Consider the following 23,078-nt stretch of genomic DNA (forward strand, 5'->3'; position numbering starts at 1 on the left):
GCTTGGGTAATACGGGACGAAGCAGTGAGAACCAATGCTTCGTCGAAAGTGCATTCATACCTGAGGATCCTGATGACCGTTACGAATACCGACAAGGCCGGCGCTACTAGTCTCGAGGCGATCGCGCGAAACGGCAGTATGCTACGTCGCATGGCCGTACGCATTCCGACATATCTGTCGGATCTTCGCGAGAATCCAGCGTGGCTGCCGATGTTCGTGCTCGCCCGCACTATGCCGGCACGGAGAATGCACTGGCGTGGTGCAAAGCCTGTTCGAGCGTCGCAGAACGGCCGGGAAACAATGTTTGTCGGCGTCAATCGCCAGGACGTTGTCGATGCGCTGCAGTCGGATGGGCTTTTTTCCGGACTCGTTTTGCCGAAATTTATCCATGAGGAAATCGCAGCTTTCGTCCGGTGCACACCTTGCTTTGGCAATTTCGATCGCCGTCTCGAATTCATGCCGGCGGATCATGCGGAGGCTGAGGCTCGATTCGGCCGTCCGTTACTCAGCGGCCACTATTTCGAGCGCATTCTCGGCTGCAAGGCGGCACTCGCCGTTCAAAACGATCCGCTGCTCATGAATATCGCTGCACACTATCTCGGTGGCCAGGCGAAACTGATCACCACGCGTGTTTGGTGGAGCTTCCCCACCGGCCAGGCCTCAGACGCCGACAGGAACCTGGCATCGCTCGGCAAATACCACTTCGACCTCGACGACTGGCGAATGTTGAAGTTCTTCTTCTACCTGCTGCCGGTCGACGAGGGCACCGGTCCGCATGTCTATGTCCGCGGCAGCCACAGGCGCCGCGCGCTCAAGCACCAGCTGACGCTTCTCGTCGGCCACCCCGCGGAAGAGATCCTGGACGTCTATGGCGAGCAAAGCCCCGTGACCCTTATCGGAGAGGCGGGGCTTGGCTTCGTCGAGGATCCGTTCGGCTTTCACATGGGCACCGTGCCGGCGCACACGCCGCGGCTGATGATGGAAGTCGGGTTCGGCGTTTCGCCACCTTCGCGGCGACGCTTCCACGGCGAGCCGGTTATTCGCTGATTTCCAAGAAGTCCCGAAACACCTTTTCCCAGACCGAAGACCAGTGCCTGTAGGCCGATAAGCAATGGCACCATCCCGGAACAATCGGCGTCCACGGACGGCGTTTTCCGCCACATGGTGCCATTGCAACTATTTTCATCTGTCTAGGCAGTCCACCCTCGCGGACGACGCGCCTAGGAGGAACGGCGTCACGGAGCTCAATCATCTGTTAGAAGCTCCGGTTTTCCTCCGCTTTCTGGGGAGCTGACAAAACCTTATCCACAGATCTTGCTCGAGTTTGCGCTTTGCACCTGCCTCGAGCTGCAACAATTCGGTCTGGCCTCCCTCGTCGGCGATCCCGACTCAGATCGGGCTGCCAGAGACCGAGATCGGAGGCGCGCAACCAGGCGGTCACGTAGCGCCCAATAGGTCTGCCTCCGCAAGAATTCCCACAGGTAGGGATAGCGACCTCACGATGCGGTCCCGATAGCCCTTGTTGTACCTCAGACCCGACTCGATGTTTTGGATTTCCTCAGCGGCCAGCCCGCTCGTCACCGCCAGGTCCTCGATCGAATATCCAAGGTGTTCACGAAAAGCGCGAATTATGTGCACCCCCTCTGACATAGCCACCAAAACCGGTTCAGGAATGCGGGAATCCTTCATAGACACCTCCAAGAAGACCAAGGGCGCCCTGATAAATCGGTAGACTTGTCCCCGACCTAGCGCTCTAGCAATTCAAAAAAACGGACGTCGAATAGGCCCGGTCGGCCTCGTCCATGAAATGGGCCGCCTGAAATTGGCGGGCAGATCGGGATATGGCGGTTCACTCGATTCTGATCAAGTCCAAGAACCTGCCTGCCCTCAGCTGGCCTGGTCGGCTGTACCCGCGTCACGCCTATGGCCAGCGGCTCATCATGGCTGATGGCCCTCTTGAACAGGAACTCGAAACTCGCCCCTGTCGCCGTCTCCAGTGCTATCGCGGCACCGTCCACCGAGCCTGGCCGACGCTTTTATTCCATTGCGGATCACCGGCAAAAAAAGCGCTGTTAACCAGATTTTCTAAGCCGCCAATACAAACTCGCCGGCTCAACGGGTGAGGTGATGGATGTGTGATTCGAACATAAGCGCCTTTCCGCTGCACCGGCGGCGGAAGTTGGTCGAAGGTATCGCCCGGATCCTGGAATCCAAGAACGGGGAAGACGCGAATGCCTTCTGGCGCAACACCGCTAAGCAAATTCTCGTTCAATTGTCCGAATCAGGGATTTCACCCAGGCTCGCCGAACAGGAAGTTGGAACGCTTCTTCATGCAGTCTTAAGCAATATAGCCATCCGGAGTGCTGCGACGCTTGCATGATAGCATCGGCTCGCGACAAAGGACTGCCGACGGCGCGCTCGGCAAGGCGATACTGGCTGGAGCTCACATTGGCCGGGCCAGAGCGGCCCGACCCACCAGCCACAATCGGCCGACACGGCCGACATCCACCGCTGTTACAACAGCACAGCGGGCACCCGGACGCTGCTGGGTTGACTATAGGTGTCGGAACCGCAAAAAGGGGCCGCTCTTCGTGAGTGGCGTGCGCCGGCAGTCTCGCCCCAAGCCCCCGCCCAGGCTGCCGGCGCGCTTCTAGGAATGTCGAGGTAGGCCGCGCCCAACGCCTTGTCCGACCATGCGTCGATCACATCCTCGAGCAGGCAGCGGGTGTAGGCATCGCATGCGCCTCCGCCTGGCGAGAGGCCTTGCACTTCCTCCAGCGAGGAAAGCCGATTGCCATCGGTGCGCCAGTTTTGGTGTTTGGCCAACTGCCATCTGCGATCTCGTATCGACCCGCCGAGTGAGCTGTGGAAGCTCCTCCTGATTGCAAAAGGGTAGGGCGGCTAAGAGGCGATCGTGATCGATCCTCACGCCTCCGATTCGGCGCGGTAGGCTCCATTCGCGTGAGGGGAAGACGCGGTGCATTTGCGCTTTGCGAAATCGCCGGAGCCGTTTTCGAGCATGACACTCATACCGGCGATGTCGGCACCGATGCAGGATATCAAAAACGACAAGCTGCATTCTAGCCAAATGCTTGCCCGCTTGATGCACGGCAATGAGCTTTCGGCGGCCTGAAGCGGCGATCTGGTTTCCTTTGCGGTGCGTTTTCCCAAACCTCATCAGGCGCCGGCGGTGATCCGTCGTGGATGAAGGCGAGGGTTTGCGGGTTGAGGTCAGCGGGTTTGTTCCGGGACGTCTGCGCCCCATCGTTTATGTCGCGAGTTGCGGGATGCGACTGAGGACGATGCGCAAAATGCGCTGATCCGGGCAGGATGTCGTCAGGTGCAGGTGAATTTGGGTTTTCAACTCTACCACGCGCCTCTCACTGTGACCTCGATCACGCGCGATCAGTGATCGCTAGATGGGTCGCCGGATGCAGCGAACGGCGCCAGCATTCAGCGCTCGGATCACACCTGCGGCCCTCTGCCGCCACGCACAGCAACACACGGCTGCGCAATTCTACCGGCCCCGGCGATCGCTGTTGCCCAATCCGCTACCAGGCGCGCAATTCTCAACCGAGGACTCTGGCGTCAGCCCGGTGCCCAGTTGGTCACAGCATTTTGTCCGCGTCCGATAGACGACAATCTGTGTTCAGGTCCAGACATCCTAAGGGTTAGGATCAAGCCGGCCAGGGGTGACTCCTCCGGATTGTGGTCGCTGCTCACAACCTTTTTGGTGGCATGCCAATTGCATATTCATAGCCATGATACGTGTTCCGACATGGCTCGTCGCGCAGTCTTTAGCCCAGGAGTTCACATGACATTCGTCCGAACGCAATACAGGCTGCGCATCCCGCGTGGGACGCCCTAGCTCCGTTGGATTTCGCTGCGATCGGCAGACAGGATCGCTATCCCTCAGATCGCTTTCAGGCTGTCAGCTAGGGCTGCCATAAGGGTTCTCGTAAAACAAACATTCAGGAGAACTTATGACTCGACCACATGAATATCTGCTTCGCCGGCTCTCCCAATGGCACATAACACCAGATCCTCTTCAAATCCGTGATGATCCAAAAGGAAAACGAAAAATGCATACCTCAGAAAAAGACGCTGTGGCGCGCTCGAGTCTCCTGAAATTGCGGTCTCACTGGCCACGAACGATACTTGCTGCCACGGCGTTGGCCATTATAATGACCGCTCCAGCTCCAGCAGTCCCCCAAGATGCTGACAAACACTACTCCGAACAAAGCTTGGTTGGTGAAGACTGGATAAGTTGTATACTTGGGGCATTGTGCATTGGCGATCCAGAGGTCCTCGAAGACCTACCGTCACCTAGCCCGCTTGATGCACGGCGGTGAGCTTTCGGCGGCCTGAGGCGGCGCTCTGGTCACCATTGCGGTACGTTTTGACAAGCCTCGTCGGGCGCCGGGTTGATCCGTCGGTGATGGGAGGCGGGGTTTTGCGGGTTGCGGTCAGCGTCCTCAGTCGCATCCCGCAACTCGCGACATAAACGATGGGGCGCAGATGCCCCAAAACGAACGATGCGCAGGATGCGCTGGTCCGGGCTGGATGTCGGCAGGTGCAGGCGAATTTGGGTCTTCATCTCGATCGCACGCGCGGCGATCTTGATGAGGCGCAATCGCAGCGTGTCGAATTGGGCGACGGCAAAGCTCGTTTCGGCATCGCGGCGCGCAGGCCCCGCATAAGCCAGTAGGCGCCGGCATGCAGGAACAGCCGGAACTGGTTAGCCGTCGCTCTTGCGCAGGATGTCCGGTCGCCAGCGAGATGCATCTTCCAGGACTTGATGTGGTTCTCGGCCGCGCCGCACCGGCAATAGACATCCTCGTAGAGTGCCTTGGCCTTGCCACCGGCAAAGTTGGTGACGATGAAGCGGGTATCGGCACCTTTGGCGCCGACCTCGACCCGCGCGATGACGTGCTCGACGCGGCTCCAACTGGCGGGCCCATCCAGGAACTCCGTGAAGCGGCGGACCTTGCCCGTCTTGCCGACGCTTCAAGGCGCGCCATCGTGCGGGTCTCCAGCTCCGCGGCATGCTTGCGCAAGGTCGTGGCGGGCGCAACGCCGAGGATGAAGTCAACATCGTTGCGGTAGTGTCTCAGTTTGAAAATCTTGTCAGCAGAGTCGTCACGAGGACCATTCCGGGCTGTGCTTGCCGCTAAGCATATGGCAGCATACGCCGAATCATGTCCAAAGACCTCAACCCAGAGAAAGCGCTGATTTTCCGGATTGTCCACAGGGACAACATTGGACCCGTGTTGGCCGATGGCTGCCACTGCCGCGCCACCATGGAAGGTAAAAAATATATCGAGATCGGCAACCCGGAGCTCATCCAAAAGCGCACTGAAAAAGCAGTGCCAAGCGGGCCAGGCGGTACTCTGAGCGACTATGTTCCGTTCTATTTCACGCCCTACAGCCCGATGCTCTACAATATCAAGACGGGTTACAACGGCATCAAGCAGCGCCCCATGCGGGATATCTTGATCCTCGTGTCTTCGCTGCGTCACTTGGCCAAGCTCGAAGTTCCGTTTGTGTTTACCGACCGTCATGCCTATCTGAGGATGGCGCAGTTCTCGGACGATTTGGCCGATCTTAATTGGATCATTTGGTCAACCCTGCAAGCTCGCGATTTCAAACGCGATGACGTTGACAAGTTCGAGAAATATCAGGCTGAAGCGCTGGTCTATAAGCACGTTCCGCTCGATGCGCTGCTCGGCATCGTTTGCTATGACGCAGAAACTAAGGCCGAGATCGAGGCAGCCGCCGCGAAAGCAGGCGCTAATGCGAAAGTTTTGGCGGAAAGGAGATGGTTCCTCTGATGGTCAAATTTGTCCGTGGCAACCTACTCGAAGCTGACACTGAAGCTCTGGTAAACACCGTCAACACCGTCGGCGTGATGGGGAAGGGCGTGGCCTTGATGTTCAAGGAGGCATTCCCCGAAAACTTCAAGCTTTACGAAGCAGCTTGTGAGGACAAGCGCGTGCGGCTTGGCGAGATGTTCGTTACGGAGAGGAACGACCTCTATGGCCCGAAATGGATAATCAACTTCCCTACCAAGGCGCACTGGCGGTATCCATCCAAGATTGAATGGATAGCAAATGGCCTGGACAACCTTAAAGCGGTCTTGAAGCGCAATAACATCAAATCCATAGCAATTCCACCTTTGGGTGCTGGCAACGGCGGCTTAGAGTGGCAGGAGGTTCGTGAACTCATCCTTTCTAAGCTTGACCCTCTAAAAGATGTTGAAGTTGTTGTTTATGAACCGACTCACCAATACCAGAATGTGGCCAAACGTACTGGCGTAGATAAGTTGACTCCAGCGCGAGCGCTGATAGCGGAACTTGTCAGGAGATATTGTATTCTTGGAATCCAGTGCTCTTTGCTTGAAGTCCAGAAGCTTGGCTATTTCGTAGAGCGATTCGCGAACCGAGAAGGTTTGGATGCAATGAAATTCGAATTTGGAGCAAATAAATATGGTCCGTATTCGGACAAGATGAAGCACATGTTGAATGCTTTGGATGGGAGCTATTTACATTGCGACAAGCGACTTGGTGATGCCGGCCCCTTTGAGCCAATTCATTTTGATGATGAGCGAAAGGAGCACGTTTCTGCCTACTTTTCTACCGCAGAGGCAAAGCCATATCGATCGGCTTTGGAGGCCACAAGCAGGCTTATCGACGGATTCGAGTCTCCCTTAGGAATGGAGTTGCTCGCGACTGTCGATTGGTTGGTGCACCACGAAAAGGTTGCTCCCCAAGTTGCCGAAATCAGGGAAGCTCTGCCCAAATGGCCCGGTGGCGAAGATGCGGCTGAGCGCAAGTTGCGGCTGTTTGATGATCGCATCGTCAAGATAGCCCTGGATGCCTTGAAGGAAAACTCTTTGGTGCAGGCAAGCTAATGCCCACGGGACCCAAAGGACAGAAACGCCCCGCCGACGTGATCGGCAACGCCGTCCGCGTCATGCGCATTGCAACTGGCGAGGAAACCGACGACACGTCGGACGACGGCAAGAGTGCTGCCGCGAAAGAGCTTGGTTCGAAAGGCGGAAAGAAGCGCGCCGCCAATATGACGCCAGAGCGCCGAGCGGAAATCGCACGGGACGCTGCAAAAAAGAGATGGGGAAGTCGGTAGCATAGTTGACCTGAAACGCCATTTTTTGGAATCTGGTTTGCACGAATCAGATCGGAGCCAATTTGGCAATGCCCATCATTCCCGAAATTCAGGAGCGCTTGCGCCTAGCTTTTCCGCCGTCTTGTGACCTTCTCCTCTCACGCGCGGTTCAAGAAGGAAGTTTCTTGGCCGGGCATCTTTTTGAGGGTGAATCCTTCCTGAACAATGTGATCGGCCGGGACATCCGAGGGCACGTTCGCCGCGTCGGAATCGCCTACCAGATCGATTTGTATTGTAACCGTGGCGATCTCCCGTTCGTCACGGCTATGAAGCCGATGCCGAAGGGGAATTGGCATTGGCTGGAGATTACGGCTACAGGTGCAATCGGCCATGTCGTCCGTACCGATGATGTCGACGGCTTCCCGGACGAAGCAGAGAGTAGACAGGATAAGCGGCTCTCAATCCAACCCGATCTCTTGAGCTGGTCTGAGAAGGACAAGGACATCAACAAGCTGGTTCACGAGATACCCAAGCTTTACGCGTGGCTGACGTTTCGCGCGGCCCATGATGGAAAGCTTAGCCATCTCTGCTGGGGTGCGCCGGCTCCCGACACTGATACCTGGATTGGCCATATCAACGTGTTGGAGGAAGTGGCCAAACGCGGCGCCGAAGTGCCTGCCGTTACAAAGGTGCCAGACCCGAAGGAAGTGCTGCGCTTGAAAGACCACGTTGCTCAGGCGCTAGAAGAAGACGCCAAGAAGAAAGGCGCATAGCAGTTATGAATGACCTCTTTTCGGCCGATAGGAGGAATCTGCCTAGGGTAATCCCAGAGCGCATTCGCGAAGCTCGTGAGGCGCGGGGCCTGCAGATCGAAGCCTTTTCCGAACTCTTAGATATTACTAAACAGGCGGTTTCCCGCCTGGAAAGCGGCCTGTCGGCTCCCAGTGGGGAGACCTTCGGTCGCATCATAGCCGTAACGCGGCAGCCTCCGGCCTTCTTCACCACGCCAAGGCAACGCGCCGCAGATGGCATATTGCCATTTTGGCGGAGTTTGAAACGCGTTGAGCTGCACCACCGCAAGCGCATCGCTCGACGTCTTGAATGGGCTAGCGACGTTGTGGCGTACTTGGAGCGCTTCATCGACCTGCCTACGATTGATCTTCCATCGCTCGATTTTGAACCGGCATCGCAATCGATTGAGCAAATCGAGGCGGCTGCTGACGCTTTGCGTAGCGCTTGGTCGCTTGGTCGTGGACCCATTCGAGACCTATCTGCGATCATGGAACTGCATGGGTTCATTCTAATACATGAAGCGGTTGATTGCGCTGATATGGATGCGGTGTCGTGTTGGCAATCGGGCCGCCCATACGTGCTGTTTTCGTCCGATGTAACCAGCGGTCCGCGCACAGCCTATAATCTTGCACACGAACTTGGGCATATGTTGCTGCATTCTTCGGTCGCGGTTACATCCGACAATATTAATGAAATTGAGCGGCAGGCGAATCGCTTCGCCAGCGCGCTACTTCTGCCGCAAGATACTTTCAGTCGGGAAGTCTTGGGTACGTCTCTTAGTCACTTTGAGTTTTTGAAGCAGAAGTGGGGTGTATCTATCGCCGCTATGGCCTATAGATGTAAAGATTTGGAGTTAATAAACGTAAATCAGCATGGCTATATTATGCGGCAGTTAAATATGAAGCGCATCAGAAATCACGAGCCGCTTGATGAGCTGTTTCAGACGCGCGAACCGACAATTCTGGAATCATCTATCAAAATGCTTTTAGATCACGGAGTGCAGACCAAAGACCAATTAGAGGAAGCGCTAGCGCTTAGCCTGGGTGATATCGAGCGGCTTTGTGGCCTGCCAAAGGGTCACCTGGATACGCGTGTCGTGCCGTTCACGCCGAGACTTCGAAATTCGAATTGAACTTTGAATGCTTGACGCTAAGCATAAAAGTTCACATACTAGGGGCATGAACAAGCTGCCCCTGCAAACCCGCGTCCAAATCCTCTCGATGCTTTGCGAGGGTAGCTCGATGCGGTCGATCTCCCGCGTTGCCGATGTGTCGATCAACACCGTTTCCAAGCTGCTGGTCGATGCCGGCAAGTTCTGCGCCGATCTGCATGACCGCGAAGTCCGCAACGTCACGTCGAAGCGTATCCAGTGCGATGAAATCTGGTCGTTTGTCGGCGCGAAGGCCAAGAACGTTTCGACGATGAAGCAGCCGGTCGAAGGCGCTGGCGACGTGTGGACCTGGACCGCTCTGGACAGCGACACCAAGCTTATCGTGTCGTGGCTGGTCGGAGGTCGCGACGGCGAATATGCGCTGGCCTTCATGGATGACGTGAAGGACCGCATTGCGAACCGCGTCCAGCTTACGACCGATGGTCACCGCGCCTATCTCAATGCGGTCGAGGAAGCCTTTGGAGCCGACAGCGATTATGCCATGCTTGTGAAGCAGTACGGCGAGCCGGAAAGCAACAAGTCGCCAGAGCGCCGCTATAGCCCGGCTGTCTGCACTGGCGTCAAGACGCGCGTCGAAGGCAATCCGGAGCATGTCAGCACGTCGCACATCGAGCGCGCCAATCTCACCATGCGCATGGCAAACCGCCGCTTCACGCGTCTTACCAATGCGTTCTCAAAGAAGTTCGACAACCACGTCCACCTAGTCGCGATCTATACCGTCTGGTACAACTTCATCAAAATGAATAAGACGTCGAAAATGACGCCCGCAATGGCGGCTGGCGTGTCGCAAACTCTCTGGTCGATGGAAGACCTTTGCGAGAAGATGGACGCCGTTGCGCCGAAGCCGGGCAAGCGCGGTCTTTACAAAAAGCACGTGGCGGAAAATTCAAACTGAGACACTACCGGCGCGGCACCAGTCGATGACCTGTGGACTGCAATAGTGGCGGTCGGTCCGGATCAGGATCCGGGTGTTCGGCCAGTTGCTCCGGATCGCCCGCACCAGGCGGCGCAGGTGGGGGCGGATTTGTGCCCCACTCGGCCGCTTGGCCGCGACGAAGCGGCCATCGCCATCGAACACCACGATCGGCTGGAAGCCGTACTCGTCGTGATGGGCATTGAACAGACGAGCTGCTGGCCGCCGTGCACGGCATTAAAGGTGTCGTCGATGTCGAGCACGATCCGCTTCGGAATCTGCCGGACGGAGGCACAGTAAAGATCAACCATCGCCCGGCCCATCGCGACCAGTTCCCGCACGCCGGGCAGGTTCTCCAGCCGGCACATTGTCGATTGCGACGCCAGATCCCGACCCGAATGGGGTGCATCCTGGGCCATCTTGAAGATCGGATCGGAGCGCAGCCGGTTGGCATCATTGCCATCCACATAACCGGCGGCAATCATCTTCATGCGCAAGCCGATCATGTCGGCCAGGCTATGGACGACTTGGCCCGGGCAGCGCGGATCATCGATGCAGCGTGCCAGACGCTCCGCCACCCGCAGCCACTTCTCCACCTCGGCCAGAGCCAGAACGCCACTGTTGGACGACAGGATGCCGCCGTCGAAACGGGCAACGACGGACTTGCCTCCGACAGATGATAAACCGCTCAGCGGCGGCGTAGGATCGTGCATGGCGGGTGTGGTCTCCGGAATGATTAGGATTGGCGTAAGCAACCAAATTCCACGTCGTTTCAACGGCTTGCACCACCTCCGCCAACCCTCATGAATCAGGCTAGCTGACCGGCATATGTCCGGCCTCCCGCAAGGCGCCTAGGAAGAGAGCGGCATGGTCGTCGACATTAATCTTGGCCTGCATCGACAGGGGCATGCTGGTCCAATTCTCCAGTGGAGCGGTCAAACCCAAGAAAATTCCACCGACAATGCAATGGCGGATAACAACGCCTTTTATGTCCAAAGCCAGCACGCCGGTCCGGTCACTTGGATATCGGATGGCCGCGATCCGCTGGACCGCCGCGTCGCCGTCCACCCGCACGTCGAAAAGCAGGATACCGCGGCTCCTGGCGGCTATCGCCGCGGCCTTTTCAGTGAAGCCTATGGAGAGCGCGCCGACACTTTCGACCGCCATCTGGAATACCAGCGAATCCAGTTCATCCGCAGCCATGGGAGCAATTGCGCGCAACACAGGGGTGATTGCAATGACGCACACGGCTTGTTCACAGAAGACGGCCCACGCCCGATCGTTTGGTTTGGGTTGACGCTCGGCAACTGACTGACGGCGTGCTCCGATTCGAGCCAATCCTGAACCTGAAGGCGCGGGCTAACGTTGGGTTTCCGCTCGAGGCCCATTAATAAAATCGGTTCCTTCAGTCCTCGAAGCTCGGCCACTTGGCGCTTGATCGAAGCGTCGAGAACCTTGTTTCTGCGGGTCCGCGCCTCTTTCAGAGCCTATTTTGTTATGCCTGGATCTTGGAATGCAGTGAAGTGGGCCGTCAGGTTCGTGTTTCTTGCAGGCTCAGCCCGCTTCAGCACAGCGGCACGTCAGCGCATCAAACTCGTCCTCAGTTCACAAACGAGGCTCCCTGGGGTACTGGGAGAGCAGAGAAATCTCCGGTCGCAGCCTACCCGGTCAAAACAGGAAACCCCACGATGAAGACTCTCGTCGTCTGCTCCGGCGGATTGGACTCCATCTCCCTTGCTCACAAGGTGGCAGCGGAGCACGAACTCGCCGGCCTCCTATCCTTCGATTACGGCCAAAGGCACAGCAAGGAATTGGACTTCGCCGGCCTTTGCGCGGAGCGTCTGAACGTCCCGCACCGCATCATCGACATCCGCGAAATCGGCCGCGGCCTTTCCGGCTCCGCGCTGACCGACAATTTGGAGGTACCCGATGGGCACTACGCCGAAGACATGATGAAGGTCACGGTGGTGCCCAACCGGAACGCCATCATGTTGGCCATCGCCTTCGGCTTCGCTGCCGCGCGCAAGTCCGAAGCGGTGGCGACGGCCGTGCATGGTGGCGATCACTTCATCTATCCGGACTGCCGGCCAGCCTTCATCGACGCCTTCCAGATGATGCAAGACCGCGCGCTCGAAGGCTACGCGAATATTCGCCTCTATACGCCTTATGTGAATCTCACGAAGGCGGACATAGTTGAGGATGGAGCCCGACACGGCACGCCATTTGCGGAGACCTGGTCCTGCTACAAGGGCGGCAAGCGTCACTGTGGACGGTGCGGGACCTGCGTCGAGCGGCGCGAGGCGTTTCATCTCTGTGGCCACCCAGATCCCACCGACTACGAGGACGCCGACTTCTGGCTCGACGCGTTGCGCAGGGGGAGCGTGTAATGTTCCGCATCACCAAGGAATTCCACTTTTCGGCCTCTCATCAACTCACGTCCTTGCCGCCTGACCACCAGTGCGCGCGCCTGCACGGGCATAACTACATCGTCGAAGTGGAGCTATCGGGCAAGGAACTGAACGAGCACGGCTTTGTCCGCGACTATCACGATTTGGCACCGCTCAAACGTTATATCGACGATAAATTCGACCACCGACATCTCAATGACGTGCTGGGACATGAAAAGGTTACCGCGGAATGTCTGGCCAGACACTTTTATGAATGGTGCAAGGCACGCTTGCCCGAAACCACGGCCGTGCGGGTTAGCGAAACGCCGAAAACATGGGCCGAATGCCGGCCATGACCGATACGCATCCCGCAATCCGCGTGAGTGAGATTTTCGGGCCGACGATCCAGGGCGAGGGCGTGCTCATCGGTCTGCCGACGGTCTTCGTCAGAACCGGCGGGTGTGATTATCGCTGTTCCTGGTGCGACAGTCTGCATGCGGTGGATAGGCAATTCCGGCACGAATGGGAGATGATGTCCTCCGACGCGGTGTGGCAAAACGTGGTCGCGCTTTCCGGCGGCCGCCCGTTGATGGTTTCGCTGTCAGGCGGCAATCCGGCTATCCAGCCTTTCGGTGCTCTCATCAAGCGAGGCCATGATGAGGGCTACCGATTTGCGCTGGAAACCCAAGGTTCCGTGGTCAGGGAATGGTTCGCCGAACTTGACGTGCTGGTCCTCAGCCCAAAGCCGCCGTCAAGCGAAATGAGGGCCGATTGGGCTACTATCGAGGCATGCTTCCAGGCGGCGCAGGACAAGCCGCAAGTCGTGCTGAAGCTCGTTGTTTTCGACGAAAATGACTATGCGTTTGCCAAAGAGGCCGCCGCGAGATTTCCGCGACTTCCAGTCTATCTGCAACCCGGCAATCACACGCCGCCACACCCCGGAAATGAAAACGCGCCTGTCGACGTTGATGGAATAATGAAACGCATGGAGTGGCTGGTTGATAGCGTAACCCGCGACAGGTGGTTCGAAGCCCGCGTGTTACCACAGCTGCACGTTATGCTCTGGGGTAACAAACGAGGCGTCTAGCCAGCACTCGCCGGGGCGACAGCCTTCGGCATCCCATAGGGGTCTTCCTCAATTTGTGTGGTTCATTCGCCGTTAGAGATGGTGCCGCTATGGGCGGGCATGCGAACGAAAACGAAATGGTCGCCCGGCCCAGGGGTCAAAATTCTGGGTGTCGCGCTCACTGATGATGACAGTTGGGTTGTTTCGGCTACTGGACCAGCGTTCGGCATCTGCCCCGATTGCGGACGGCGGACCCGAAATCGGCATGGCTGGTTCAACCGCAGCCTTCAGGATCTCCCGGTGCAGGGCAAAACCGTGGCGGTGAAGCTTCGGCTGAGTCGCTGGCGGTGTACGCATCAGAAATGTCGACGACAAACGTTCGCCGACCGGCTGCCGACGATCGCTTACCCTTACGCGCGCCGGACAAGGAGGGTCGCGGAGATTGTCGGTCTGCTCGGCCATAGCGCCGGCGGGCGTGCTGCAGAACGTCTGATGAACCGTCTGGGCATGCCAGTCAGCGACGACACGATCCTGCGGCACCCAAGCGTCATGCGGTACGCAACAGGCCGGTCTCTTCCCGGATTGTCGGTATTGACGACTGGAGCTGGCGCCGATCCTGGCGCTACGGGACCATCATCGTAGACCTGGAAAGACGCGAGGTTGTCGACGTACTCGAAGATTGCACCATGAAGGGCACGGATCTTTTCGGAGATTGCCCGTCGGACCGGCTATGGTCGGCGCAGCATCGCAAAGTGGCTCACTTACGATGAGCCGCCGGATCGACGCAGAGCAACCCCGAAGCCGACGTCCCCTCGCTGTTTTGAGGTGTATCTTGCCGTGCGTTGGAAAGACGGCATCCTCCGCGGGCGAGACCTGTTCGACGAGATCAAGCAGCGCGGCTATATCGGCAGCTTCTCGAACCTCGAACGGCTTCTTGCCAGTTGGCGCCGCACCGACAAAGCCAGCAACAGCGTTGCGCGGTCATCCGCATCGGCACCAGCACCTTTCAAACTGAGCGCCGCTCGGACCCTGGATCCAGCGACGGGGCACGTTATCTCGCCGGTCGTGGCCGCGGCGTTGTGCATGAAGCCACGAGGAATACTCACTCCGGATCAGGCAAGGAAGGTGGATGTCTTGAAGCAGGCTTCGCCGGATTTCGCGGCGATGCGCCGCCTTGCCATGCGCTTCCGGGCTATCTTTCGAAGCCGGGACGTTTCGAAGCTGGAAGGCTGGGTTGACGATGCACAGGACTCCGGCATCCTGGGCATGCGGCGTTTCGCACGGGCACTACGACGCGACGTCGATGCCTTCAGAAAAGCAATCGAGTTCCCTTGGAGCAACGGCCAGACTGAAGGGCAGATCAACCGCCTCAAGACCCTCAAGCGCGCCATGTACGGCCGAGCCGGTGCCGAAGTCCTCAGGGCAAGGATGCTGCCGATCCATGTCCTCGATCACCACACAAATTGAGGAAGACCCCGATTAGCTGCCAAGCGACAACGTGAGCACGCGGCTACGGGAAGAGGGGTCGACCTCTCGGATACCGCTCGATCGGGCAGTCAAGCGAGCTACCGCTCAGGAAGCCAGTGGATTCAATGTTAGAGGACATTCGGCCTTCGCGAGTGATTTTTCGGCCCTGGACGACTGCTCAAGCTGTCTTCGGGCGGAGCCTCGCCAGCTCTCTCAAGGAGAGAATCGACTGTGGGGAACAGCTCACGGTCGCGCAGCATTGTTGAGAGCCGCGTCGGAGAAAGCAATGGCTCGTATTCTCGCAATCTAGCTCTTGCCCACTCACACATGCGCGTCAGTTCGGTTTCACTGTCCTGCCCTGCATTGACAGCATAGGTATCGATCCAGTTCCTTAGGTCGGCAGCACGCTTTCTTTCCTCAATGAACTGTTCCAGCATGGCCAGGCGTTCGCTCTCACGTCGACGTCGCTCGATAGCTTTTTCCTGCAACTGAGCGGGCTGGGGAGTTCGGCTGGGATTGGAAGCGTGCACTTGTGACCTGTCATTGAGATGCCTACGCGGGCAAATGGAGAATGGCCAAGTCTATCCCTCATTCAGCTTGAAACCACCCGATTCCTGCGCTGAGACTTCGCTTAAGGGGTCGGAACAAGGTGCGCCGGTAGAAACCGGCAAGGAGTAGATGGTGAAAGTCCATTGCAATGAAGGAGTAGCGATCCACATTGACCCCGAGTCATGCGCGGGCAGCCGTGAGGCTGTGCGTGAAGCGTTGACAGGGGAGCGTGTAGGCCAGCCATTGAACCGCGAAATTGACGCTTCTCGGGTGCCGACGTTCGTCTTGTGTGCGGAAGGCAATATGAATCGGCGCGACAGCGCGAGTGTCGATTCAACCCGGCGTGGTCTGAGACCCTGGCATGCATGGACGCTCCTTGCGCGGGAACCGGGAGACCTCGGGATTGGCCAGAGTGGGATGCCACTGCTGGTCCGCATCGGGAAGGCGAGGAGCCGAATCCGGTGAAGAACGATCTCGAGGAGTCAGATCCTGCCATAGTAGCAACGAACCTCGCGAACAACGCCGGAGTATCGGTGGCGGAGCAAGGGGAGCCAAGGGCAGGAACCAAGGGGAATGCGGACCAGCAAAGCACGCGCCGGGCACAGGACCGGGAAAGTGTGTCCCATGCGCTGGACCGCATACGGAATGCTGCAAGGCAAAGGAAGAAGGAGAAGTTCACCGCACTCTTCCACCACATCAATCCAGAGATGCTGAAGACGGCGTTCTACGCACTCAAGCGTAACGCGGTCCCCGGCGTAGATGGACAAAGGTGGCGAACCTACGAAGCAGACCTCGATCAAAGGATCGTGGACCTGCATAGTCGGGTTCAACGGGGAGTGTATCGTGCTCTTCCGTCCCGGCGGAGGTATATACCGAAGCCAGACGGACGGCAGCGACCGATCGCAATTGCCGCCCTTGAAGACAAGATTGTCCAGAGGGCGACGGCGACGGTGCTGAACCAAATCTACGAGGAGGACTTCCTCGGGTTCAGCTATGGGTTCCGACCAGAGCGCGGCCAGCATGATGCGCTGGACGCTCTGTTTGTAGGAATCGAAACGCGGAAGGTGAGCTACATTCTGGACGCCGACGTCGCGGGCTTTTTCGACGGCGTCAGCCAGGATTGGCTGGTTCGTTTCGTGGAGCACCGCGTCGGTGACAGGCGCATCATCCACCTAATCCGCAAATGGCTCAGGGCGGGTGTTCTAGAAGACGGGATCGTTACTGTAAGTGAAAGGGGAACGGGACAAGGATCGGTGATTTCGCCGCTACTTTCCAATATCTACCTGCACTACGTCTTTGATCTTTGGGCCGATCGTTGGCGACGACGTGAGGCCACCGGCGACGTGATTATCGTGCGCTACGCGGACGATATCGTGGTTGGCTTCGAACACGAAGCCGATGCCCGGCGTTTCTGGGACATGATGCGGCAACGGCTGCAGGAGTTTGCGTTGCAACTCCATCCGGAAAAGACCCGACTGATCGAGTTTGGCCGCTATGCGGCTCAGGCCCGCCGCAGGAAAGGGGTTGGCAAACCGGAGACGTTCAACTTCCTCGGTTTTACGCATATCTGCGGCAAGACCCGGCATGGCCGGTTCCAGATCCTCCGGAAAAGCCGGAGGGACCGTAGAATGGCGAAGCTGACTGAGGTCAAGAACGAGTTGCGACGGCGCATGCATTGGCCCATCCCAGAGCAGGGACGATGGCTGAAGCAGGTGCTTACTGGCTACTATGCCTATCACGCTGTACCGACCAATTTTCGGTCGCTCGGCGCCTTTCGCGACCGCATCATCAGGCTCTGGGCTCAGACGCTTCGGCGGCGGAGCCAGAGACATCGATTGATCTGGGAGAGAATGATAAGGCTCGCCAATGACTGGCTTCCGCGACCCCGGATCCTTCATCCTTGGCCGCGTATACGCTTCGCCGTCAAACACCCAAGGTAGGAGCCGGATGCGGGAATTCCGCTCGTCCGGATCTGTGCGGGGGGTGCCCAGTAATGGGCATCCCTACCGCGATAACTGTTTGCGTGTTCCGGTGATGCGGACGGCTATTCCGATTTGAAACCGAGCGGAGCGCTTTGAGCGGTGGCGAGACGAAGAGATTGCGCAGAGAAGATCGAAGCGAAGCGCCATGCGAGCCTAAGCGGGGCGCGCCGACGCGGATTCGGTTGCGCGGCTTTGGTCGGAGAGCGATTGGGCGTAGTTTTTTCGCCAGTCACGGAGAAGTCATCGCTTCCGCTCTGTCGTAGCCATTGAGCTTGTAGACAAGGGTCGAGATCAACCAGCTGAGGACAAATATTCCGGCAACAATGTAGCCGAAGATGGTCAGGTCGCCATTGACGTTGCCAACGACATTCCACACCCCCCCTTGTAAGCTCAGCCTGTCGGCAATCAGTCCAAGCGTCTCGATACCGCCGATGAAGATGGCGATCACCACGGATGCGGCCGTAATCGTCATGTTGTACCAGAGTTTGCGTATCGGATTGACAAATGCCCAACCGTAAGCACGGGTCATCAGCACGCTGTCGATCGTGTCCAAGAGCGACATGCCGGCGGTGAACAGAGCCGGAAAGACCAATATCGTCCAGAACGACGTACCGGCTGCTGCCTGCGCCGCCGAAATGCCAAGCAGGCCGATTTCGGTTGCGGTGTCGAAGCCGAGCCCGAACAGAAAGCCGACCGGGTACATATGCCAGGAGCGTGTGACGACACGAAACATTGGCCGGAAAATGCGGGCGAAGAAGCCGCGTCCGGCCAGCAGCGCCTCCAGATCCTCCTCGACCATGGGCTCACCGCGTTGAGCCTTCGAAAAGGCCTGCCAGATGCCTTTTAGGATGAAGAGGTTCGCGATGCCAATGGCGAGCAGGAACAGGGCCGAGATGCAGGTTCCAATCATGCCGCCTAGATCGTGAAACCTTTCCAGCCGGCCCTGAGGTGCTGCGGCCGTGCCGGCGATCGCCAAGGATGCCAGTACGACGATCGTGGAATGGCCTAGCGAAAAGAACAGACCAGCCGAGAAGGGGGCCTTCTTCTCCTGCATGAGCTTGCGGACGACATTGTCGATCGCAGCGATGTGGTCGGCGTCGAAAGCATGCCTCAGCCCAAACGTATAAGCGAGCAAGGCCGTGCCGAGCAGGGCAGGGTGATGGGAAAAGGCAAACCAGGCCCATGCCCACGCGGCAATGTTGGCCGCGATCAGAAAAACGCCAGTGAATACCGTCTTGGAGCGCAGATGGTCGGGCCGGTCGTCGAACAGGCTGGCGATCATGATCTATTCCCCACTCGCGAGACGACCAATTACCTGCGCCATGTTTTTGGCTTTTGCCTAGCTTTTATCTGCGGCGGACCTTTGCGGCGCAATCGCAGAGGACTGGCCGAGAGATTGCCGTTGGCTGCGCAGCCAACCGTACCACTGGTCGACGCCCCCGCCGTTGCGCACCGACAAAGCTATCGCCTCGATTGCTGGGTTGACCGCACGTGCATTGGCCAATGCGACATCCATATCAAAATCGACATAGGGCAACAGGTCAGTCTTGCTGATGATCATGAGGTTGGCGGCCTGGAACATGTTCGGGTATTTAAGCGGCTTGTCCTGTCCCTCGGTTACAGAGAGAACGATGACCTTTGCATGCTCGCCGAGGTCGAACAGCGCGGGGCACACAAGATTGCCGACATTTTCTATCAGCACCATCGCGCCGCCAGGTGGCCTCAGCTCCTGCAGAGCCTGTGCCACCATGTCAGCCTCAAGGTGGCATCCGGTTCCAGTGTTGACCTGAACCGCCGCTGCCCCCGCGGCCCGAATCCGTTCGCCGTCGTTAGCGGTGGCCTGATCGCCTTCGATAACGAAGATCGGGATTTCGTCCTTGAGGTCCTGAATTGTCCGTTCCAGCAACGTCGTCTTGCCGGCACCAGGCGAGCTGACGATGTTCAATGCCAGGATTTCCCGCCCCTCGAACCAGCCTCGGTTGCGCATGGCGAGCTTGTCGTTCTTGGCAAGCAAGTGGGCCTCAAGCTCGACGACCGTCGTCCGGCGCCCATCCGCATGATGGTGCTGATGGTCATCATGATCGTGATCATGATGATGCTGGCAATCACCCTCATGGTGATGGGAATGGTCATGGCTGTGCGGATGATCATGTCCGTGGGGGTGGCCATGATCGTGGTCGTGGTGATGATATCCGTGCTCATGGTCGTGCGCATGCCCCTCGCCATGGCTGTGGGAATGCAAATGGCCATGATCATGCTGATGATCATCGTGATGGTGTTCAGGGTGCTCGCGATTTCCCAACGGCCGGACAAGGCCCGTCTGTAAATTCAGCATCCTGGCGTCGGAGTTTGATCCGCATCCGCAGGTCGCGCACATCAGGCAGCCTCCTCCAGTTCCATTTCCCTGATCTTCAGTTCCTCGCCGGCCAGGCGCTCGAGCAATCGCGAGCCGCAGCCACATGCCTGGTAGAGCGTCGAGGTTTCGAATTCGGCGCCGCAGCCGCGACAGCGGCAGCGGCCGGTGATCTCTCTGATCTCGAGCAAGGCGCCTTCAAGCGCCGTCCCCTTCGAGACGACATCGAAGCAGAAGGACAGTGCATCCGGCATAACCCCGGCAAGACGCCCGACATCGAGCGTAACGCGTCTGACACGGCGGCCCTTCGCCGCCTCCTCGACAATCGAAACGATGCTTCGGGTGATGCCGAGCTCGTGCATGGTTCCTCAACAAATCCGCGGCAATTGCTCGCCGACCAACATGTCGACGATGCGCTTGCCGCCGAAAGTCGTCTTCATCGTCACGCGTCCGGCTTCCTCGGCATAAGCGTGCCCGATGAGCATGGCGCACGCGCCGAGCACGTGCTCGCGCATCGCGGCCAGCGCCGCGTCGATCTCGGCTGGTGGAACCGCGATGACGATCTTACCTTCATTGGCGAGATAAAGTGGGTCGAGACCAAGGATCTCGCAAAAGCCGCGGACCTCTTCACGTAGCGGCGTCGCGGCTTCCTCGATTTCGATCGCCACGCCCGATGCCTCGGCCATTTCGTTGAGCACAGTGGCGATCCCGCCGCGTGTCGCATCTCGGATGGTGCGCGTTCCGGGAGCCGCTTCCAAAATCGTATCGATCAGCCCGTGCAGCGGCGCGCAATCGCTCTCGATCTCCGTTTCCAGGGCAAGATCGCCGCGCGCCGCCAGGATCGCTGCGCCGTGGTCGCCGAGAAGCCCGTTGACCAATATGCCGTCGCCCGGCCTGATGGCGCCGATTGCAAGATCGATGCTTGCCGGAATCACACCCACGCCCGTCGTGGTGATGAACAGTTTGTCGCAGGCGCCGCGCTGCACGACTTTCGTGTCCCCGGTAACGATCGCGACGCCCGCCCGCCGCGCTGCGGCCGCCATCGACTGGGCGATGCGACGCAGCTCGTCGATCTTCATGCCTTCCTCGATGACGACGGCGCAGGACAGGTAAAGCGGCTTGGCGCCGCCGACGGCAAGGTCGTTGACAGTGCCGAAGACCGCCAGCTTGCCGATGTCGCCGCCGGGAAAGAACAGCGGATCAACGACGAACGAGTCAGTCGTGAAGGCAAGCCTGTCGCCCTGGGCAGCCAGCGCGGCAAGGTCGATACGCGCCTGGTCTTCAAGCGCTTGCGGTTCGGCAGAGGCAAAGGCGGTGACGAAGACGTCGTCAATCAAGTCCTTCATCGCCTTGCCGCCACCGCCATGAGCAAGCGTCACTGCGGGCACGTGGATACGGCCGAGCTTGCGGGGAGGGGGAGACATGACATTCATGGCGCAGCCGGCACCGTTTCGGGCCGTTCCTGCCGCTTCACACCGCCATATTGGTAATAGGCCGCGCAGGCACCCTCCGGCGAAACCATCAGCGCACCAAGGGGCGTTTCGGGCGTGCAGAGCGTGCCGAATACCTTGCACTGCCAGGGTTTGAGCACACCTTTCAGAACCTCGCCGCACTGGCATGATTTCGGGTCGGCGATCTTGATGTTGGGAATGGCGAACTTGCGCTCGGCGTCAAAGCGCGCATATTCATCGCGCACCCTGACCCCGGAATGGTCGATGGAGCCCAGCCCGCGCCATTCGAAGAACTCCCGCAGCTCATAAACCTTTGCCACGGCCGCCAGCGCAGGATCGTTTCCTGCTTCGGGCACGATGCGCGTGTACTGGTTCTCGATCTCGGCGCGACCCTCCTTGATCTGCTTCAGGATCATCCAGATCGACTGCAGCACGTCGAGCGGTTCGAAGCCGGCGACAACCATGGGACGCCGGTAGAAATTGGCGATGAACTCGTAAGGAGCCGTGCCAATCACCATCGAAACATGGCCGGGCCCGAGGAAGCCATCGAGATGGAGATCGGGGCTGTCCAAGATCGCTTTGATCGTCGGCACGATGGTTATGTGGTTGCAGAAAACCGAGAAGTTCTCGATGCCATCGGCTTCCGCCTGCAGCACGGTAAGCGCAGTGGAGGGCATGGTGGTCTCGAAGCCGAGGCCGAAGAACACCACCTCGCGGTCGGGGTTCTTGCGCGCCAGCGCCAGCGCGTCCATCGGCGAGTACACCATGCGCACGTCGGCGCCGTCGGCCTTGGCCTGCATCAGGCTCTTGCGCGAACCAGGCACGCGCATGGCATCCCCGAAGGTCGTGAAGATGACACCTGGCTGTTCGGCGATGGCAACGCAGTCATCGACCCGTCCCATCGGCAGCACGCAAACCGGGCAGCCCGGCCCGTGGACGAGTTCAATTCCCGGCGGCAGCATGCCCTCCAATCCGTATCGAAAGATCGAGTGCGTATGCCCGCCGCAGACTTCCATGATGTTGAGCGGTCTCTGCTTCGTCACCTCAATCTGGTCGCACAACTTCTCGATCTCACGCACAAGCGTTGCGGCCTTGTCGCGATCGCGGAATTCGTCGGCAAATTTCATTGGACTTTTTCCTTCCTGGCCGCAGAGCCACGATCGTCGGCGAGCAGCGTGTGCACGAGGTCCCACATGATGTGGTACGCCGCGACGTGGCACTCCTGGATGCGGTGGATCGAGGTCGACGGCACGATCAGACAATGGTCGACGGCGCCGGAAGACTTCATCTTGCCGCCGTCGCCGCCCGCGAGTCCGATCGTGGCAACGCCCATCTCCTTGGCCTTCACGAAGGCGGCAATGAGGTTTTGGGAATTGCCGCTGGTCGAGATGCCGATCAGGGCATCGCCCTTGCGCGCATGCGCGACGAGCTGGCGCACGAAGACATGGTCGAAGCCGAGATCGTTACCGACGGCCGAGATCATGGCAAGGTCGGCGACAAGATTGGTCGCGGCCAGCGCCGGCCGGCCCGCCGTGACCGGATGAACGAACTCCACCGCGACATGGCTTGCATCACAACTTGAGCCGCCATTGCCCATCGAAAAGAGCTGGCCACCGCTGGAGTAGACGTCGGCCAGCGTGCGCGCGGCGGCCACAAGAATCTCTGCCTGACCGCCGAAGAATGCCTCATTCGTTTCGCGCGAATCGCGTGCCTTTTCGGCCACCGAATGCAGCAGGGCCGTCTGCAGCTTGGCGGGATCCTGTGTCTTGCCATGAAGAAACGGATAGAGCCCGCTTAATGTGCCTTCATTCGACATAGCTGATCT

Annotated in this window: 24 protein-coding genes and 2 pseudogenes; 16 read left to right on the forward strand and 10 right to left on the reverse strand. The window is 58.7% G+C overall.

The window, feature by feature from the left end; translation table 11 throughout:
- Positions 1–72: 72 nt before the first annotated feature.
- The gene (locus RFM68_RS26375; protein WP_320217240.1) at positions 73–1,047 is read left to right on the forward strand and encodes a hypothetical protein; all 975 of its coding nucleotides are present in this window, start codon (positions 73–75) and stop codon (positions 1,045–1,047) included.
- Between the two features lie 390 nt (positions 1,048–1,437).
- Here the strand turns inward: RFM68_RS26375 and RFM68_RS26380 are convergent, their stop codons facing one another.
- Positions 1,438–1,689 (reverse strand): helix-turn-helix domain-containing protein, encoded by a 252-nt coding sequence (locus RFM68_RS26380; RefSeq protein WP_320235946.1) that lies wholly within the window; start codon positions 1,687–1,689, stop codon positions 1,438–1,440.
- Positions 1,690–2,131: 442 nt separating this feature from the next.
- Here RFM68_RS26380 and RFM68_RS26385 point away from each other — a divergent pair, with 442 nt between their 5' ends.
- Both RFM68_RS26385 and RFM68_RS26390 read left to right on the forward strand, forming a co-directional pair.
- Positions 2,132–2,380 (forward strand): DUF6074 family protein, encoded by a 249-nt coding sequence (locus RFM68_RS26385; protein ID WP_320235947.1) that lies wholly within the window; start codon positions 2,132–2,134, stop codon positions 2,378–2,380.
- Positions 2,381–2,977: 597 nt separating this feature from the next.
- A complete protein-coding gene (locus tag RFM68_RS26390) occupies positions 2,978–3,133 on the forward strand; it encodes a hypothetical protein (protein WP_320235948.1) in 156 nt (51 codons plus the stop codon).
- A 1,401-nt stretch (positions 3,134–4,534) separates the two neighbouring features.
- Here the strand turns inward: RFM68_RS26390 and RFM68_RS26395 are convergent.
- Positions 4,535–5,093 (reverse strand): annotated as a pseudogene (locus RFM68_RS26395) (transposase); the annotation flags it as partial.
- Positions 5,094–5,198: 105 nt separating this feature from the next.
- Here RFM68_RS26395 and darT point away from each other — a divergent pair.
- The 6 genes from darT to RFM68_RS26425 all read left to right on the forward strand — a co-directional run bounded on the left by darT (position 5,199) and on the right by RFM68_RS26425 (position 9,980).
- Positions 5,199–5,831 carry a type II toxin-antitoxin system toxin DNA ADP-ribosyl transferase DarT gene (gene darT, locus RFM68_RS26400; RefSeq protein WP_320235949.1) on the forward strand — a complete coding sequence of 211 codons (633 nt, stop codon included), beginning with the start codon at positions 5,199–5,201 and terminating at the stop codon, positions 5,829–5,831.
- Positions 5,831–6,910 (forward strand): type II toxin-antitoxin system antitoxin DNA ADP-ribosyl glycohydrolase DarG, encoded by a 1,080-nt coding sequence (darG, locus tag RFM68_RS26405; RefSeq protein ID WP_320235950.1) that lies wholly within the window; start codon positions 5,831–5,833, stop codon positions 6,908–6,910. Before darT ends, darG begins: the two co-directional genes overlap by 1 nt.
- Entirely contained in the window at positions 6,910–7,143 is a 234-nt protein-coding gene (locus RFM68_RS26410) for an RNA-binding protein (RefSeq protein WP_320235951.1), read from the forward strand. The genes darG and RFM68_RS26410 overlap by 1 nt, the downstream gene beginning before the upstream one ends.
- Positions 7,144–7,211: 68 nt before the next feature.
- On the forward strand, positions 7,212–7,895 hold the full coding sequence (locus RFM68_RS26415) for a hypothetical protein (protein ID WP_320235952.1): 684 nt from the start codon (positions 7,212–7,214) through the stop codon (positions 7,893–7,895).
- A 5-nt stretch (positions 7,896–7,900) separates the two neighbouring features.
- On the forward strand, positions 7,901–9,046 hold the full coding sequence (locus tag RFM68_RS26420; RefSeq protein ID WP_320235953.1) for a helix-turn-helix domain-containing protein: 1,146 nt from the start codon (positions 7,901–7,903) through the stop codon (positions 9,044–9,046).
- Positions 9,047–9,092: 46 nt separating this feature from the next.
- A complete protein-coding gene (locus tag RFM68_RS26425) occupies positions 9,093–9,980 on the forward strand; it encodes an IS1 family transposase (protein WP_320235954.1) in 888 nt (295 codons plus the stop codon).
- A 9-nt stretch (positions 9,981–9,989) separates the two neighbouring features.
- Here RFM68_RS26425 and RFM68_RS26430 read toward each other — a convergent pair.
- Together RFM68_RS26430 and RFM68_RS26435 are read right to left on the reverse strand one after the other, a co-directional pair.
- A pseudogene (locus RFM68_RS26430) lies at positions 9,990–10,711 on the reverse strand (transposase); the annotation flags it as partial.
- Between the two features lie 100 nt (positions 10,712–10,811).
- Positions 10,812–11,201: a hypothetical protein gene (locus tag RFM68_RS26435; protein WP_320235955.1), complete on the reverse strand. Its 390-nt coding sequence runs from the start codon at positions 11,199–11,201 to the stop codon at positions 10,812–10,814.
- Between the two features lie 485 nt (positions 11,202–11,686).
- Between RFM68_RS26435 and queC the strand changes: the two genes are divergently transcribed.
- From queC to ltrA, 6 genes are all read left to right on the forward strand, one after another.
- On the forward strand, positions 11,687–12,385 hold the full coding sequence (gene queC, locus RFM68_RS26440) for a 7-cyano-7-deazaguanine synthase QueC (protein ID WP_320235956.1): 699 nt from the start codon (positions 11,687–11,689) through the stop codon (positions 12,383–12,385).
- Entirely contained in the window at positions 12,385–12,741 is a 357-nt protein-coding gene (gene queD / locus RFM68_RS26445) for a 6-carboxytetrahydropterin synthase QueD (RefSeq protein WP_041003134.1), read from the forward strand. The genes queC and queD overlap by 1 nt, the downstream gene beginning before the upstream one ends.
- Positions 12,738–13,472: a 7-carboxy-7-deazaguanine synthase QueE gene (queE, locus tag RFM68_RS26450; RefSeq protein ID WP_320235957.1), complete on the forward strand. Its 735-nt coding sequence runs from the start codon at positions 12,738–12,740 to the stop codon at positions 13,470–13,472. The genes queD and queE overlap by 4 nt, the downstream gene beginning before the upstream one ends.
- A gap of 99 nt (positions 13,473–13,571) precedes the next feature.
- On the forward strand, positions 13,572–14,093 hold the full coding sequence (locus RFM68_RS33675) for a transposase family protein (protein ID WP_430694935.1): 522 nt from the start codon (positions 13,572–13,574) through the stop codon (positions 14,091–14,093).
- 441 nt (positions 14,094–14,534) lie between these two features.
- Positions 14,535–14,918, forward strand: coding sequence for a transposase (locus tag RFM68_RS33680; protein WP_430694941.1), 384 nt, complete (start codon positions 14,535–14,537; stop codon positions 14,916–14,918).
- 1,010 nt (positions 14,919–15,928) lie between these two features.
- Positions 15,929–17,407, forward strand: a complete 1,479-nt coding sequence (gene ltrA, locus RFM68_RS26460) for a group II intron reverse transcriptase/maturase (protein WP_320235958.1) — start codon at positions 15,929–15,931, stop codon at positions 17,405–17,407.
- 271 nt (positions 17,408–17,678) lie between these two features.
- On the opposite strand, the gene RFM68_RS26465 is transcribed toward ltrA, so the two are convergent.
- The gene (locus RFM68_RS26465) at positions 17,679–18,731 is read right to left on the reverse strand and encodes a HoxN/HupN/NixA family nickel/cobalt transporter (RefSeq protein WP_320235959.1); all 1,053 of its coding nucleotides are present in this window, start codon (positions 18,729–18,731) and stop codon (positions 17,679–17,681) included.
- A 57-nt stretch (positions 18,732–18,788) separates the two neighbouring features.
- Positions 18,789–19,463 (reverse strand): hydrogenase nickel incorporation protein HypB, encoded by a 675-nt coding sequence (gene hypB, locus RFM68_RS26470; RefSeq protein WP_430694936.1) that lies wholly within the window; start codon positions 19,461–19,463, stop codon positions 18,789–18,791.
- Between hypB and RFM68_RS33685 the strand changes: the two genes are divergently transcribed.
- Positions 19,464–19,775, forward strand: coding sequence for a hypothetical protein (locus RFM68_RS33685; RefSeq protein ID WP_430694937.1), 312 nt, complete (start codon positions 19,464–19,466; stop codon positions 19,773–19,775).
- A 50-nt stretch (positions 19,776–19,825) separates the two neighbouring features.
- On the opposite strand, the gene RFM68_RS26475 is transcribed toward RFM68_RS33685, so the two are convergent.
- From RFM68_RS26475 to RFM68_RS26490, 4 genes are read right to left on the reverse strand one after another with little or no spacing between them, the layout of a single operon-like run.
- On the reverse strand, positions 19,826–20,164 hold the full coding sequence (locus RFM68_RS26475) for a hydrogenase maturation nickel metallochaperone HypA/HybF (protein ID WP_320235961.1): 339 nt from the start codon (positions 20,162–20,164) through the stop codon (positions 19,826–19,828).
- 6 nt (positions 20,165–20,170) lie between these two features.
- Positions 20,171–21,235, reverse strand: a complete 1,065-nt coding sequence (hypE, locus tag RFM68_RS26480) for a hydrogenase expression/formation protein HypE (protein WP_320235962.1) — start codon at positions 21,233–21,235, stop codon at positions 20,171–20,173.
- Entirely contained in the window at positions 21,232–22,380 is a 1,149-nt protein-coding gene (gene hypD / locus RFM68_RS26485; RefSeq protein WP_320235963.1) for a hydrogenase formation protein HypD, read from the reverse strand. The genes hypE and hypD overlap by 4 nt, the downstream gene beginning before the upstream one ends.
- The gene (locus tag RFM68_RS26490) at positions 22,377–23,069 is read right to left on the reverse strand and encodes a D-sedoheptulose-7-phosphate isomerase (RefSeq protein WP_320235964.1); all 693 of its coding nucleotides are present in this window, start codon (positions 23,067–23,069) and stop codon (positions 22,377–22,379) included. The genes hypD and RFM68_RS26490 overlap by 4 nt, the downstream gene beginning before the upstream one ends.
- Positions 23,070–23,078: the final 9 nt, after the last annotated feature.

Source organism: Mesorhizobium montanum, assembly GCF_033977145.1.
GTDB classification, from domain to species: Bacteria; Pseudomonadota; Alphaproteobacteria; order Rhizobiales; family Rhizobiaceae; genus Mesorhizobium; species Mesorhizobium montanum.

Coding starts and splice junctions, on each gene's coding strand:
- RFM68_RS26375 (WP_320217240.1), top strand. CDS start 73: ATGACCGTTACGAATACCGACAAGGCCGGCGCTACTAGTCTCGAGGCG.
- RFM68_RS26380 (WP_320235946.1), bottom strand. CDS start 1,689: ATGAAGGATTCCCGCATTCCTGAACCGGTTTTGGTGGCTATGTCAGAG.
- RFM68_RS26385 (WP_320235947.1), top strand. CDS start 2,132: ATGTGTGATTCGAACATAAGCGCCTTTCCGCTGCACCGGCGGCGGAAG.
- darT (WP_320235949.1), top strand. CDS start 5,199: ATGTCCAAAGACCTCAACCCAGAGAAAGCGCTGATTTTCCGGATTGTC.
- darG (WP_320235950.1), top strand. CDS start 5,831: ATGGTCAAATTTGTCCGTGGCAACCTACTCGAAGCTGACACTGAAGCT.
- RFM68_RS26410 (WP_320235951.1), top strand. CDS start 6,910: ATGCCCACGGGACCCAAAGGACAGAAACGCCCCGCCGACGTGATCGGC.
- RFM68_RS26415 (WP_320235952.1), top strand. CDS start 7,212: ATGCCCATCATTCCCGAAATTCAGGAGCGCTTGCGCCTAGCTTTTCCG.
- RFM68_RS26420 (WP_320235953.1), top strand. CDS start 7,901: ATGAATGACCTCTTTTCGGCCGATAGGAGGAATCTGCCTAGGGTAATC.
- RFM68_RS26425 (WP_320235954.1), top strand. CDS start 9,093: ATGAACAAGCTGCCCCTGCAAACCCGCGTCCAAATCCTCTCGATGCTT.
- RFM68_RS26435 (WP_320235955.1), bottom strand. CDS start 11,201: ATGGCTGCGGATGAACTGGATTCGCTGGTATTCCAGATGGCGGTCGAA.
- queC (WP_320235956.1), top strand. CDS start 11,687: ATGAAGACTCTCGTCGTCTGCTCCGGCGGATTGGACTCCATCTCCCTT.
- queD (WP_041003134.1), top strand. CDS start 12,385: ATGTTCCGCATCACCAAGGAATTCCACTTTTCGGCCTCTCATCAACTC.
- queE (WP_320235957.1), top strand. CDS start 12,738: ATGACCGATACGCATCCCGCAATCCGCGTGAGTGAGATTTTCGGGCCG.
- RFM68_RS33675 (WP_430694935.1), top strand. CDS start 13,572: ATGCGAACGAAAACGAAATGGTCGCCCGGCCCAGGGGTCAAAATTCTG.
- RFM68_RS33680 (WP_430694941.1), top strand. CDS start 14,535: ATGAAGCCACGAGGAATACTCACTCCGGATCAGGCAAGGAAGGTGGAT.
- RFM68_RS26465 (WP_320235959.1), bottom strand. CDS start 18,731: ATGATCGCCAGCCTGTTCGACGACCGGCCCGACCATCTGCGCTCCAAG.
- RFM68_RS26475 (WP_320235961.1), bottom strand. CDS start 20,164: ATGCACGAGCTCGGCATCACCCGAAGCATCGTTTCGATTGTCGAGGAG.
- hypE (WP_320235962.1), bottom strand. CDS start 21,235: ATGAATGTCATGTCTCCCCCTCCCCGCAAGCTCGGCCGTATCCACGTG.
- hypD (WP_320235963.1), bottom strand. CDS start 22,380: ATGAAATTTGCCGACGAATTCCGCGATCGCGACAAGGCCGCAACGCTT.
- RFM68_RS26490 (WP_320235964.1), bottom strand. CDS start 23,069: ATGTCGAATGAAGGCACATTAAGCGGGCTCTATCCGTTTCTTCATGGC.